Source organism: Paenibacillus shunpengii (assembly GCF_042684905.1).
GTDB classification, from domain to species: domain Bacteria; phylum Bacillota; class Bacilli; order Paenibacillales; family Paenibacillaceae; genus Paenibacillus; species Paenibacillus shunpengii.
In genome coordinates, this window is sequence record NZ_JBHUMJ010000002.1 from 617664 (window position 1) to 631977 (window position 14314).

Consider the following 14314-nt stretch of genomic DNA (forward strand, 5'->3'; position numbering starts at 1 on the left):
TGAGTGTTCTGAAGTGGACTCGGGTATGAATAAATATCCAAAAAAATGCCGGAAATAAACGTTGATGCACTAAAGCTGTAATGCAAAAGATAAATTATCAAACCTATAGAAATTTTGAATTGCGCTGATGTAAGGTCGATGTTAAAATGATAGAACTATACTTATAAATCGGTTCTACCCTGTGTTTTATTTATGCAGAATCAGCTGGCAGCGAGAGCCTGAGCGGATCTTAAACAAGTTTGTTACGGCGCTGTCATCCAAGTGTTGCTTGTCCCTTCGTTGGTCACTTTTGTCACGGATGTTCACCAAATTTTTCGTAATAGAAAGGTTGCGTTCCATGAGACAGACTGGATTACCTCCTAAACAGGGTCTATACGACCCTCAGTTCGAAAAAGACGCTTGCGGTATGGGCTTTGTAGCTAACATCAAAGGCGTACCTTCCCATGATATTGTTAGTCAATCCCTGACGATGCTGAGTAATATGGAGCATCGTGGCGGCCAGGGAAGTGAGCCGAATTCGGGTGACGGAGCCGGAATTCTGATTCAGCTTCCACACCGTTTTTTTGCAGAAGAGGCTGTACGCCTTGGCTTTGGTCTTCCTGAAGCGGGTCATTACGGAGTAGGGATGATCTTTACTTCAAATGATGAAGAGGTTCGTAGTGCCCACCTTGCGATTCTGAAACAGATCGTACAGGAGGAAGGACAGGAGTTCCTTGGAATTCGTGAAGTTCCGACGTATGACGAGATGCTGGGTAAATCGGCTCTGGCTGCGAAGCCTTATGTATGTCAAGCATTTATCGGCCGTGCTGAAGGCATCCAGAATGAGCTTGATTTTGAACGGAAGCTGTATGTAATCCGCCGCCGGGCGGAGCAGGCGATCCGCTACTCGGATCAGGTGAAGGATGCGAACGCCTTCTATATCCCGAGTATGTCCTGCCGTAAGATTGTATACAAAGGCATGCTGACCACAGAACAAGTTGGCCAGTTCTATCTTGATCTTAAGGACGAGCGTGTTGAGTCTGCGATGGCGCTGCTGCACTCCCGTTTCAGTACGAATACGTTCCCGAGCTGGGAAAGAGCGCATCCATACCGTTTCATGATTCACAACGGTGAGATTAACACGATGCGCGGTAACGTGAACTGGATGCATGCACGTCAGTCGCTGTTTGAGAGTGAAGTGTTCGGAGATGATCTGTCCAAAGTCAGACCGGTCATTAACGCAGACGGTTCTGACACGGCAATGTTCGATAATACACTGGAATTTCTGTATTTGAGCGGACGCTCCCTGCCTCATGTGGCCATGATGATGGTACCAGAGCCTTGGAGCAATGACGAAGGAATGGATGCTGAGAAGAAGGCTTTTTATGAATATCACAGCACACTGATGGAGCCATGGGACGGACCTGCTGCAATGGCCTTTACGGACGGTGTGCAGATCGGTGCCATTCTGGACCGGAACGGACTGCGTCCTGCACGTTACTATGTAACGAAGGATGACCGTATTGTTCTCTCCTCAGAAGTGGGTGTTCTGGATATTGCACCTGAAGATATCTTGTACAAGGACAGACTGCGTCCTGGACGCATGCTGCTTGTTGATACCCGGGAAGGACGCATTATTTCTGACAGCGAAGTGAAGGCACAGATTGCTTCCGAAGAGCCGTACCAAGAATGGCTTGACGAGCATTTGGTAGATCTTCACGAGCTTCCTGATGCTCCAGAGCTTCCGGAGCCGAAGCATGATAACATAAACCAGCTTCAGCTGGCATTCGGATACACCTTCGAGGAGCTGCGCAAGATCATCGAGCCAATGGCATCGACAGGCATGGAAGCGACAGGTTCCATGGGTTATGATGCACCGCTTGCGATTTTGTCAGATCGTCCTCAACGACTCTATAACTATTTTAAACAAATGTTTGCCCAAGTAACCAACCCGCCGATTGATGCGATTCGTGAAGAGATCGTAACATCGACGCTGACGACGATTGGATCTGAGCGCAACCTGCTCATTCCGGAACCGGAGAGTGCACGACAGATTCGTCTGGCGACTCCGATCTTGTCCAATGAGGAATTTGCGAAGATCCGTCATATCCGCAGACCAGGCTTCCGTTCCATGACGATTCCGATCTTCTTCCCGGCGAAAGAGGGAGCCGAAGGTCTGAAGAACGCAATGGAGGTTCTGTTCGAAGCAGCGGACCGTGTAATCGAGAAAGGGCATAATATACTCATTCTGTCCGACCGCGGTATGGATGCGGAGAATGCAGCCATTCCAGCATTGCTGGCCGTATCAGGTCTGCATCACCATCTGATTCGTCAAGGGACACGGACCAAGGTCAGCATCCTGCTTGAATCCGGTGAGCCTCGTGAGGTGCATCATTATGCGGTGCTTCTCGGCTACGGCGTAAGTGCAGTGAACCCTTACCTCGCATTCGAGACATTGGATGATATGATTCAGCAAGGCATGCTGCGCGGCATCTCTCATGACAAAGCCGTGAAGAATTATATCAAAGCGGCTACCAAAGGGGTCGTTAAGATTCTGTCGAAGATGGGGATCTCGACCATTCAATCTTACCGCGGGGCTCAGATTTTTGAGGCTGTCGGTTTGAATAGTGACTTTGTAGACCGTTACTTTACATGGACACCTTCTCGTATCGGCGGTATCGGTATCGAGGAAGTGACAGAAGAAGCACTTGTGCATCATAACCGTGCGTTTACGGACAAAGACGGTAACGATAAAGTGCTGGATTCCGGTGGTGAGTATCAATGGCGTAACGATGGAGAGGATCACCTCTTCACACCGCAGACGATTCACACACTGCAGCACGCAGTAAGAACGGGAGATTATAATCTCTACAAGAAATATGCGAAATTAGTTCAAGGCGAGAATGAGAAGAAGCTGACCATTCGCTCCCTGCTGAAGCTGAAGTCAAATGGCGAGGCGATCCCACTGTCCGAAGTAGAATCCGCAGAGTCTATCATGCGTCGATTCAAGACAGGTGCGATGTCCTTCGGTTCCATCAGTAAAGAGGCGCATGAGGATCTGGCGATTGCAATGAACCGCATCGGCGGCAAGAGCAATACCGGTGAAGGCGGGGAAGATCCAGCTCGCTTCACACCTGACGCGAACGGAGACTCTCGCCGCAGCGCGATTAAGCAGGTTGCATCCGGACGTTTCGGTGTAACATCGAACTATCTCGTCAATGCCGATGAGATCCAGATTAAGATGGCTCAAGGGGCTAAACCGGGTGAAGGCGGTCAGCTTCCGGGACGTAAGGTATATCCATGGGTAGCTGAAGTCCGCGGCTCGACACCAGGTGTCGGCCTGATCTCTCCACCGCCTCATCACGATATTTATTCGATCGAGGATCTGGCAGAGCTCATCTATGACTTGAAGAATGCCAATCCACGAGCAGATATTAACGTTAAGCTTGTATCTGAGGCTGGTGTAGGTACGATCGCAGCCGGTGTTGCCAAGGGCCGTGCCGATGTCATTCACATCAGCGGATATGATGGCGGAACAGGTGCGTCACCTCAAGGCTCGATCAGACATGCGGGGATGCCGTGGGAGCTTGGTCTGGCAGAGACGCATCAGACGCTCATGCTGAACAATCTGCGTGATCGTGTCGTCATTGAGACAGACGGCAAGATGCTGAACGGCCGTGATCTCGTGGTCGCTGCTCTGCTTGGCGCAGAAGAATATGGCTTCTCCACTGCACCGCTTGTTGCTCTGGGCTGTATTATGATGCGTGTATGTCAGATGGATACTTGCCCAGTAGGCGTGGCTACCCAGAATCCTCAGCTTCGGAAGAATTACATGGGTGATCCTGCTCATGTTGTGAACTTCATGCGTTTTGTAGCGGAAGACACACGTGAGATTATGGCAGAGCTTGGCTTCCGTACCATTGAAGAGATGGTAGGACGCACAGACTGTCTGGATGCTGAAGTTGCAGCTGAGCATTGGAAGAAGAAAGGCATTGATCTGTCGGCTCTGCTCCATGTCGCTGATGCTGCGAACTCTGCTCGAACTCGTATTCAGAAACAAAATCACGGTCTCGAAGAGACGTTGGATATGCAGAAGCTGGTTCCACTCGCTGCGCCTGCAATTGAATCCGGCAAGCTGGTTGAAGCTGTGCTTCCGATTACGAACGTGAACCGTGCAGTCGGAACCATTCTGGGCAGTGAAGTAACGCGCAAATATGGCGCAGCTGGACTGCCGGAGGATACGATTCAATTCAAATTTGTCGGCTCTGCAGGACAAAGCTTCGGGGCCTTTGTACCTAAGGGAATGACCCTCACTGTTGAAGGGGACTCCAACGACTACGTAGGTAAAGGTCTTTCCGGTGGTAAATTGATCGTGAAGCCTTCACCAAGCGCAACCTTTGCTGCTGAAGATAATATCATTATCGGTAATACAGCATTGTATGGGGCGACTAGCGGCGAAGCGTACATCAACGGAATCGCTGGTGAACGGTTTGCAGTACGTAACTCGGGAGCGCGTGTCGTTGTAGAAGGCGTGGGTGACCACGGCTGTGAATACATGACCGGCGGACGTGTTGTCATCCTGGGCGGAACAGGCCGCAACTTCGGAGCAGGTATGTCTGGAGGGATCGCATACGTATACGATCCGGAAGGCACAATTCTGTCACGTGTTAACCTTGAGATGGTACTGCTAGAGCGCGTCGAGGACTCGGCAGAGGAAGAAGATCTGCGTGGAATGATCAGTCGTCACGTTCAGTACACAGGCAGCAGCCGTGGTGAGCAGATTCTTGCGAACTGGCAGCAGGAGGTTGGCAGCTTCGTACGTATCATTCCTAAGGACTTCAAGCGCATGCTTGAACAGATTGAGAAGGTACAGGCAGAAGGACTTACAGGTGATGCAGCATTGCTTGCAGCATTTGAAGCCAACATGCGTGAACTGGCACGTGCTGGTCAGTAATTGAACTTATTAATCGAACAGGACTTTATAGCAGGACCTTCACTTAAGAAGGACGCTATCAAGTCCTGTTTTTTTTATTCGACAAAATTAGAACCTCGAAAACCTGACATTCCGCCATGAGACGACAACATTACTAGGAAATTTTTCGTATAATAGGTCTAGTTAATTTAACATACATATAAAAAGGTATAGGAGAGGTTGTCCGGTATGAACATGGATTATCCAAGCAGGAGCGATGATCAACCGATGAACCAGAACAACCCGAGGAAACCGCTTGATATCGTGGATGTTTTGAAGCAATGTGGCATCGATCCGAAGGAATGGCAATCTCTTGTTCCCCCTCAGGATAGATAAGTTCGCTATAGGGAAGAGATGAGCACGAACCCAAGTAAGAGCTGTGATATATATTCCTTATGCATGAAGCTCATGTCGCAGCTTGCAATGTTAGTATTTGCTGGGTGGATAACTTACCTCTGTGAAACTGGCATAAGAGATATATTGAACATAAAAAAGGTCCCTCACATCGAGGGACTACAGTCAGAATTCTACAATGATAATTATTGATATGGGACTAAATGATCAGATACCAGAACGAGCATCACGAGTCCATATTACGTTCCATTCGTACGAAGGCGATAAATCTCCTAGCTTCTTCCTCTGACAACGGCTTGCCGTCAATCATGAGCTCGAATTTACTCAGTACCTCCCGATCGGAGAGCTCCAATGCGTCGACAAATCCTCTCACATCGTCATCGAGCACCATCTCCGGTTGACTCGTTCTTCCAAGCAGATAATCGACAGATACATTGAAGGTATCAGCGAGCTTGGTGAGGGTCTCAAAGTCCGGCTTGCGCCTTCCCTTCTCATAGTGAGACAGTGAAGCTCTCGTAATCTCCAGCACACTGGAGAGCTCCTCTTGAGTCATTCCCCTTTTTTCTCTTAATTCTGCAATACGGTGTCCGTAATCCATCTATTTTTATTCCTCCTGGTTACTAAATGAACGTTTACCGAATCTAGCTGCCTTTGTCATATAAGTTACGATGTGTCCAAAAATCTATTGACACGATACGATTTGTATCGTAAATTGGATACATCAAGGTTACAAATTGTATCATTTTATCGCACATTTCTAGCCTTGACCCCGATTCATTCATTCATACCTGGGATCGCAATTATGTAAGGGATGGAAATCTATGAAACAGGTCAGTAGTCAGGGCATTAACGCAAGTATGTATATTCACAAGTATGAAGAGCAAGTCATTAACAGCAGGAGCCGTCCCATAATTATTCTTGGGTTGAATCAGAAGTCCATTCACTTCTTAAGCGACCTCATCATTCCTCCTGTACCTGAGCTTCTCGTTGGGTTAGAGCTGGAAGGTCAGAAGAACAATGTCATTCATCTCGACTGTACATTGCAGTGGAAGCAGGAGTTAGGAAGTTTCACACTATATTATGCAAAGTTACATATTCATGAAGAACACAGACTATATATATATGGTCAGTTGAATCAGATGATTTATCAGCTGCAGTATCCGGTACATTCCTATTTCCAGAAGCAGCTGGAAGCTTGGACAATAGTTGAAGACATACCATATCCGTATTCACGGATTAATACTCAGGCTTAGCCTGTGCTAACGCCATTTTACTATATTTATCATGTTCCTGCATTAGTTCTTTGACCCCAATATAAATGTGTGAAACATATTTTGATGAGGGGGGACATAGTATTGAGGGTGCACGCTTATGATTGAAATTCATTGTCACATCTTGCCTGGTCTGGATGATGGACCAACATCCATGGTGCGTTCACTGGCTATGGCACAAGCTGCTGTTGCAGCAGGAATCACTAAGATTATTGCTACCCCGCATCACTTGAATGTGAGTCACGATAATCCGAGTCATCAAGTGGAAGAAGCCGTACAGTTGTTTAACTTGGAACTCAGGGAACATAACATCCCGTTACAAGTTCGCTCGGGTCAGGAGATTCGAATTCACCCCAGACTTATCGATCTGTTGAATAATGAGGAGCTTCTTACCTTGGCTTCAAGTAAATATATGCTGCTGGAGCTGCCGAGCCGAGAGGTGCCTTCGTTCTTTCCCAATCTGCTTCACGAACTGAAGGTCCGCAATATCATACCAATCATTGCACATCCAGAGCGTAACGCTGTCTTGCTGCGAGAGCCTGAATTACTCGGGCAATATATGAGTCAAGGTGCATTATGTCAGATCACCGCTCAATCGTTCTTAGGGCTTTTCGGTCGAAAAGTTCAGAAATGGTGTTTTCATTTTTGCAAACAAAATGGGTTTCATTTCATTTCATCAGACGCACATGATACAGAACGTCGCAGTTTCGCGCTCCAGGCTGCCTATGAACGACTAGAATCACGGTTTGGACTCGAAATGGTAGAGCAGCTCCAGACCAATGCACGAAGAGTATGGGATAACAGATTGGTAGAGCTTGCAGAACCAGTGAGTACACGGCGCCGCATACTTCCATGGTAAGACGATTGCGCGCTACATGAATGAAGGAGGAATAGAAGTGGAACTCAAGGAGTACATGAATATTATTCGAAAAAGGATTTGGCTTATTGCCATTATTGTGATCGTTGCTTGTATTGGTGCAGGAGTTAAGACCTATATGACGACCCCGCAATATCCAGCCGAGGCCAAGATCATCGTGAACCAGACCTATGACAGACAAGGAACGGCGATGCTTGACTATACGCTGATTCAAACGAATGTCATGCTGATCAATTCTTATACGGAGATTATTAAATCCTCAGCCATTTTAGATAAAGTACTTGAGGCTTACCCAGATCTCGGTTTTACTACAGAGCAATTAGCTTCCATGATTACCGTATCTGCTGCGAACGAATCACAGATTATGAATTTGGCCGTGACAGCGACTTCCTATGAGAAGGCTGCCAAGACCGTAAACGCCGTCGCCAGAATATTCGAGCGTGAGATTCCTTCCATCATGGAGGTGGATAATGTCACGATCCTGAACCAAGCACCGCTGGAGGCAAATGTCCCTCCTGTGAATATTAATTTGATGATGAGCATATTAATCAGTTTTGTTGTTGGTTTGATGCTGTCCGTTGGTCTCGTATTCCTGCTTGAATATTTGGATGATACCTTCAAGACAGAAGCGGAGCTGGAGAGAGAGCTGGGATTGCCGGTTGTCGCCGTCATCGCAAGAATCAAGAAGGACGATGTCAAGTCTTCACATCATACATCTATATCACAAGGGCAGGTAGGTGAGGCGAACTATGCCACGATCAACCAGTAATCAGCATAATCTAGTAACTGCAGTCAATCCGAAGGCACCGATATCGGAAGCCTATAGAACACTGCGGACGAATATCCAGTTCTCAGCAATTGATGATCAGATCAAGGTACTTATGGTGGCTTCCGCTCAATCGGGAGAAGGGAAGACGACAACCGTTAGTAACCTGGCCGTGACCTATGCACAGGAAGGCAAGAAGGTTCTGCTGATTGACACGGATCTAAGAAAACCCTCCTTGCATCAAGTGTTCACAGTCTCGAACCATGCCGGACTATCCAGTGCAATTGCCGCACAGTATCCGGTTCAAGAAGTGCTGCAGAAGACCGCTGTTCATAATCTGGACGTCCTGCCATCAGGACCGATTCCTCCGAATCCTTCCGAGATGCTGGGGTCGAAGAAGATGACAGCTTTACTTGAGGAACTAAAAGGAATATATGACATTATATTGTTCGATACACCGCCAGTGCTTGCTGTTACGGACGCAATGATTATCAGCTCCTTGTGTGATGGTGTTGTGCTCGTCGTCAATTCAGGCAAAGTGAAGAAAGATCTCGTGAAGAAGGCGAAGGGCCACTTGGAACATGTGAATGCCCGAATCCTAGGTGTTGTGCTTAACAACATTCAGCTTAACAAGAATCAATCCAATTACTACTATTATTACGGCGAACGCTGATGAAGTAATTTGAATTATGTCAGTAACAGGTAATGCCTGCTGTACCTCTATCACTGCAGGCACTCGGTCACACTGTGGGTCAGTGTACCTTAGACGTTCATCGTCGAGGGTGTGATGTGAGGTGGGGTTTAATGCCCTGTTATGAAATTGAAAGTAAGAATTGTATCGCTTACATTCATATTTTTACGTAAACGGTACAACTCGTGCTTTTAAGTCATTCAATATAAATAGAGAAGGATAAGGTGATGATGTATGAAAAAAGTGAGAAAAGCCATCATACCAGCTGCAGGGCTAGGTACTAGATTCTTACCTGCGACAAAGGCGATGCCGAAGGAGATGCTGCCGATTGTTGATAAACCGACCATCCAATACATCATCGAAGAGGCGATTGCATCTGGAATTGAAGATATTATTATTGTAACGGGCAAAGGGAAGAGAGCAATTGAAGATCATTTTGACAATTCGTTTGAATTAGAGCAGACATTAATGTCAAAGGGAAAACTTGATTTACTTGAAGAGGTTAGGAAACCCTCCAACGTTGAGATACACTACATAAGACAAAAAGAACCAAAAGGCTTAGGCCATGCTGTTTGGTGTGCGCGAAATTTTATAGGTAATGAGCCTTTTGCTGTTTTGTTAGGAGATGACATTGTAGTATCAGAGATTCCATGTACTCGCCAGCTTATAAATCAGTATGAAAAGGTAGGTCATTCTATTTTAGGGGTAAAAAACGTGAGTGAAAGTGAAACAGATCGTTATGGAATCATAGATCCTTTATTTACAGACGATAGACTATCATCTATAAATGATCTTATTGAAAAACCTGCTAAAGGAAAAGCTCCTTCAAATTTGGCAATCATGGGTCGTTATATTCTAACACCAGAGATATTCAAATATTTAGAGCAACAAGATATTGGCGCAGGTGGAGAAATTCAACTAACTGATGCAATTCAAAAATTAAATACAGATTACGGCACATATGCATATAATTTCGATGGAATACGCTATGATGTTGGGGAAAAATTAGGCTTTATTTTGACCACAATCGATTTTGCTATTAGGGATAAGAGTCTGCGCGAACCTATACTTAAAGAAATAAATAATATTCTCCTTAGAGAACAAATGGCAGAACGACTTTTAGTAGCAGGAGGAGAAAACAAATGAATGAGAATAAGCTAAATGAAATAGCTAATTTCTCAAACGAGAGCGCTAAAGAAAAATTGATATATGGTAGTAACGAGAAAGTGCAAAGTAATCTATACAGTTCATATGTTAAGTCATTTATAGATTATTTTGTTTCGGTGGTTTGTGTGATTTGTTTATCTCCTCTATTAATTATTATTTCCATACTAATTAAAGTTGATTCAAAAGGGCCAATTATATTCAAACAAGATCGTTACGGGAAAAACAAAAAAATATTTCAAATATACAAATTTCGAACAATGTATACTGATACTCCAAAATATGCAACGTCCCCAACTGATAGTAAGGATCCACGAATAACAAGAATAGGAAAGTTTTTAAGAAAAACTAGTATGGATGAATTGCCACAGTTAATTAATATACTAAAGGGAGATATGAGTTTTATTGGCCCGCGGCCAGAATTACGTAATATTGTAGAAGCGCATTATGGTGAATTAGAGTATCGAAGATTATCTGTAAAACCTGGAATTACCGGAAATTGGCAGGTTAGCGACGTAAGAACAGAGCCTATACATCATAATTTACAATATGATTTTGATTATATTTCAAATATATCATGCAAATCTGATGTAGTGGTGATTATTAAGACAATAAGAATCTTATTCAAAAGCAATACTTTTTAATATATTAACCAATAGGATGTGTGGATAAAATGAGTATAATAATTGTTTCTGGTGCTGCTGGGTTTCTTGGTTCACATTTGGTAAGGAGTCTGATAGATCAAGGTGAGCTTGTTGTTGGAATTGATAATTTATCAAGTGGATTAATTTCAAACTTATCAGATATCTTTACCCATCCTAATTTCAGATTTATTCAAACCGATGTGTCAGATAATGACAGTATTAAGACATTATATCAAGAAGATGTTAAGGAGATTTATCACTTAGCTTCACAAGCATCTCCAAAGTTTTATCAGTCCAATCCATTTGAGACGATTCAAGTTAATACACAAGGGACGTATAATTTGTTAAACCTAGCTCTAAATAAGAAAGCTAAATTTCTATTTACTAGCACAAGTGAAGCGTACGGAGACCCAGAAGTACATCCACAATCAGAAGATTACAGAGGTAATGTAAATACATGGGGACCAAGAGCTTGTTATGATGAAGCAAAACGATTAGGTGAAGTGATATGCTATGAGTTTTATGAAAGATATGGAGTTAAGGTGAAGGTTGCCAGGATATTTAATACTTACTCAGCTGGATTAAGGAATGATGATGGAAGAGTTATATCTAATTTTATAACCCAGGCTATAAAAGGAAATGATATTACGGTGTATGGTGATGGAAGCCAGACAAGATCTTTTTGTTATGTTGATGATAATATTAGAGCACTGATTCTGATGATGAAGCATGAAGAAGCAAATGGGGAAATTATAAATATTGGTAATCCTACAGAATATTCAGTTTTAGAAGTAGCAAGAATTATAAAAGAAAAAACAGAATCAGAAAGTAAAATTGTTTATTGCCCTCTTCCTAAAGATGATCCAAAAGTTAGAAAACCAGACATTTCGAAAGCTCAACGCATCTTAGGGTGGGCCCCAGTAGTAACTTTAGAAGAAGGGCTAACTCATACAATAAAGAATTATCAATCATTGTTATTAGGAGCCCATTCCAAGTAGGAGTGGGTTTCTATGATTAAAGAAGGGAGCAATATGCAGCTATCTTTATCTAATAAACTATTAACTGGTTTTTTAGGATCAATTTCGATAATATTAGCAATTTATTCAACTTCGATTCCATTTTTGTATGTTGCTATTTTGTTTATATTTTTGATGGTGGTTTCCATAAGTTTATCAATTGAAAAACCTTCTTGGTACTTTTTTCTTCCTGCGCTATTTATATATCAAATATATGTTCCTATTGGATTCTCGATAACCTCATTGGTTGTATTACTATTTATCTTATTCGCTAAAGAAGTTATTAATAATAATATACTTTGGTACTTTAAGAATCAATATTCGTTTAAATTGTATTCGCTAATGATTATTGTAATGACTAGTGCCATTATTTACTCCCCTAATAGATTTTTAGGGGTAAAATTAGTTTATTTTAGTTTAGTTGGTTTATTGTCATTATGTTTAGGCTACATTTTTATAAGAAAAAAATTATCGGTTTCAAAAATTCTTAATAGTTTGATTATATTTGGTTTACCGTTAGCAACTTTGAATATAATATTTTTATTACTTCCAGATCTCGAGTTAGATTTTTTGAATTCTGGAATAGCTTCTTTGTTCATTGATCCAACAACTCTAAGGATGTTAAATAATGGAGATATTTCGAATAACATACTAGACCCATATAAAGCAGGTACTTTTTTTATCAATACTAACATAGCATCGGTATATTTCGGATTCTTTTTTTGTATTTCTTTCTCTCAGATGTTGTCAAAGTGGAAGTGGAGATATGTTATATGTACCGTTCTTTTCTGTGGTGCAATATTGGCAACTCAATCAAGGGCTGGATTACTTGCTCTTATCATTGTAGTGCCTATTTTTATATTGTTGAAATTTTCAGTCAAATCATTAGTTAGACTACTCCTCCTTGTTTCGACTTTAGCTACTATTATTTTTTCAATAATGCCAGCATCCATCTTAAATAACTTAACTAGTAGATTAAATATAAATGCAGTGGAAAATGACCCTCGGGTTTTAATTTGGGAATTCACGCTTCAAAAGATGATAGAACATCCTTTTTTAGGTCTTGGATTCGGTGGATGGGATGCGGAATTTCCAGGTTATGCAATAAGGATGGGATTAGATCCTTCTTTTCCTCCACACAATATTTTTGTGATTGTTTGGACATGGGCAGGTCTTCCATGTCTATTATTGTTTGTTCTATTTATGATTAATTCGCTTGTCAAAATATTGAGAAAATACTTAATTGATAAGAATATTTTTCATTTAAGTGGAGTAGGTTGTGTAATTTTTGTAGTCATTCAAGGGATGTTTGATAATTTTTTTCTTCATAACTATAGTATCTCTACGTTGTTTTTTTTCTTAATGGGGTTGCTATTATATGAGGAAAAGTCAGAGGTGAAAAAGCCAAGTGAAATTAGGAGTGCTTAGAAATACTTTCTTACCCCTATCGGAAACATTTATCAGTGAACAAATAAATCAATATACTAGTTCAGAAATTGAAATAATAACAAGAGAGGTGATCAACTCAAATTCGTTTATTTTTGATAAATGGAGTATAAATTCACTCGTAAACAAGGAAGTTCCTAAATTTATTAAATTTATGCAAAAATTATTCTTTACTTTAAATTTAACATCATATTTCAAAATCTCAAAAATCATAAAGCAAAAAGATATAGATATTATTCACGCACATTTTGGTGTAGATGCTGTATATGCTATCCGTGCATGTAAAAAAAATGATATTCCATTAATTGTAACATTTCATGGATATGATATTACTCGTTTACCTAGATTTAAAATATATCCATTCTCATATTTGATTTACTTTTTTAATTATAAAGAGTTAGCGAAAAGAGCGACACTCTGCTTAGCTGTATCTAATCATATTAAAACAAAATTGATTGAGAGGGGCTTTCCAAAAGAAAAAATTCTTGTGCATTATATTGGTATTGATTTAGATAAGATACCTTATAGAGAAGAGTCAAGTATTAACTGTAATGAAGAGATTGTAATTACGACAGTTGGGAGACTAACAGAAAAGAAAGGAACTGAATATTTAATATATGCATTTGATAAGTTATATAAAGAATACAAGAATATAAGTTTGAAAATTGTTGGCGATGGGCCATTAAAGGATAAGCTTACTTCAGTAGCGATGACCTGTGAGTCAAGTGATAAGATTGATTTTTTAGGTAATAAGCCTCATGAAGAAGTTATAAGCATCTTGAAAAAAAGCCATATATTTTCTCTGCCAAGTATAACTGCATTTGACGGAGATCAAGAAGGATTAGGGATGGTAATTCTTGAAGCATCAGCTACAGGACTACCTATTGTTGCGACGAGAAGTGGCGGTATTGTTGATGCTGTTAAAGATAATGAAACTGGATATTTAGTCGAAGAAAGAAATATAGAACAATTAAGTTCGAGACTGAAAAAATTAGTAGAAGACGAGAAGTTACGCACCGAAATGGGGAAAAACGGTAGAACATTTATGGAGGAAAAATTTGACATTAAAAAGCAAACGAAAAAATTAGAGTTATTATATCAAAAATATGTAAGCAAATGAATTGAGGGGAACTC

Annotated in this window: 12 protein-coding genes; 11 read left to right on the forward strand and 1 reads right to left on the reverse strand. The window is 41.8% G+C overall.

Annotated features, from left to right (window positions below; translation table 11 throughout):
• Positions 1-337: 337 nt before the first annotated feature.
• Together gltB and ACFSVM_RS02695 are read left to right on the forward strand one after the other, a co-directional pair.
• Entirely contained in the window at positions 338-4933 is a 4596-nt protein-coding gene (gene gltB, locus ACFSVM_RS02690; protein WP_076312037.1) for a glutamate synthase large subunit, read from the forward strand.
• Positions 4934-5140: 207 nt separating this feature from the next.
• Entirely contained in the window at positions 5141-5287 is a 147-nt protein-coding gene (locus tag ACFSVM_RS02695; protein ID WP_177178789.1) for a hypothetical protein, read from the forward strand.
• A 244-nt stretch (positions 5288-5531) separates the two neighbouring features.
• Here the strand turns inward: ACFSVM_RS02695 and ACFSVM_RS02700 are convergent, their stop codons facing one another.
• A complete protein-coding gene (locus ACFSVM_RS02700) occupies positions 5532-5903 on the reverse strand; it encodes a helix-turn-helix domain-containing protein (RefSeq protein ID WP_076312036.1) in 372 nt (123 codons plus the stop codon).
• 223 nt (positions 5904-6126) lie between these two features.
• Between ACFSVM_RS02700 and ACFSVM_RS02705 the strand changes: the two genes are divergently transcribed.
• The 9 genes from ACFSVM_RS02705 to ACFSVM_RS02745 all read left to right on the forward strand — a co-directional run bounded on the left by ACFSVM_RS02705 (position 6127) and on the right by ACFSVM_RS02745 (position 14300).
• Entirely contained in the window at positions 6127-6558 is a 432-nt protein-coding gene (locus ACFSVM_RS02705) for a hypothetical protein (RefSeq protein ID WP_076312035.1), read from the forward strand.
• A gap of 118 nt (positions 6559-6676) precedes the next feature.
• The gene (locus ACFSVM_RS02710; protein ID WP_379260267.1) at positions 6677-7435 is read left to right on the forward strand and encodes a tyrosine-protein phosphatase; all 759 of its coding nucleotides are present in this window, start codon (positions 6677-6679) and stop codon (positions 7433-7435) included.
• Between the two features lie 37 nt (positions 7436-7472).
• Complete coding sequence (locus ACFSVM_RS02715) at positions 7473-8222, forward strand: YveK family protein (RefSeq protein WP_083655768.1); 750 nt, start codon at positions 7473-7475, stop codon at positions 8220-8222.
• Positions 8203-8892, forward strand: a complete 690-nt coding sequence (locus ACFSVM_RS02720) for a CpsD/CapB family tyrosine-protein kinase (RefSeq protein WP_076312033.1) — start codon at positions 8203-8205, stop codon at positions 8890-8892. The genes ACFSVM_RS02715 and ACFSVM_RS02720 overlap by 20 nt, the downstream gene beginning before the upstream one ends.
• A gap of 252 nt (positions 8893-9144) precedes the next feature.
• Positions 9145-10056, forward strand: coding sequence for a UTP--glucose-1-phosphate uridylyltransferase GalU (gene galU, locus ACFSVM_RS02725; protein WP_379260270.1), 912 nt, complete (start codon positions 9145-9147; stop codon positions 10054-10056).
• Positions 10053-10718, forward strand: a complete 666-nt coding sequence (locus tag ACFSVM_RS02730; RefSeq protein WP_379260272.1) for a sugar transferase — start codon at positions 10053-10055, stop codon at positions 10716-10718. The genes galU and ACFSVM_RS02730 overlap by 4 nt, the downstream gene beginning before the upstream one ends.
• 29 nt (positions 10719-10747) lie before the next feature.
• Positions 10748-11716, forward strand: a complete 969-nt coding sequence (locus tag ACFSVM_RS02735) for a GDP-mannose 4,6-dehydratase (RefSeq protein ID WP_379260274.1) — start codon at positions 10748-10750, stop codon at positions 11714-11716.
• A 12-nt stretch (positions 11717-11728) separates the two neighbouring features.
• Positions 11729-13162 carry an O-antigen ligase family protein gene (locus tag ACFSVM_RS02740; RefSeq protein ID WP_379260276.1) on the forward strand — a complete coding sequence of 478 codons (1434 nt, stop codon included), beginning with the start codon at positions 11729-11731 and terminating at the stop codon, positions 13160-13162.
• A complete protein-coding gene (locus tag ACFSVM_RS02745) occupies positions 13143-14300 on the forward strand; it encodes a glycosyltransferase (protein ID WP_379260278.1) in 1158 nt (385 codons plus the stop codon). The genes ACFSVM_RS02740 and ACFSVM_RS02745 overlap by 20 nt, the downstream gene beginning before the upstream one ends.
• Positions 14301-14314 lie beyond the last annotated feature (14 nt).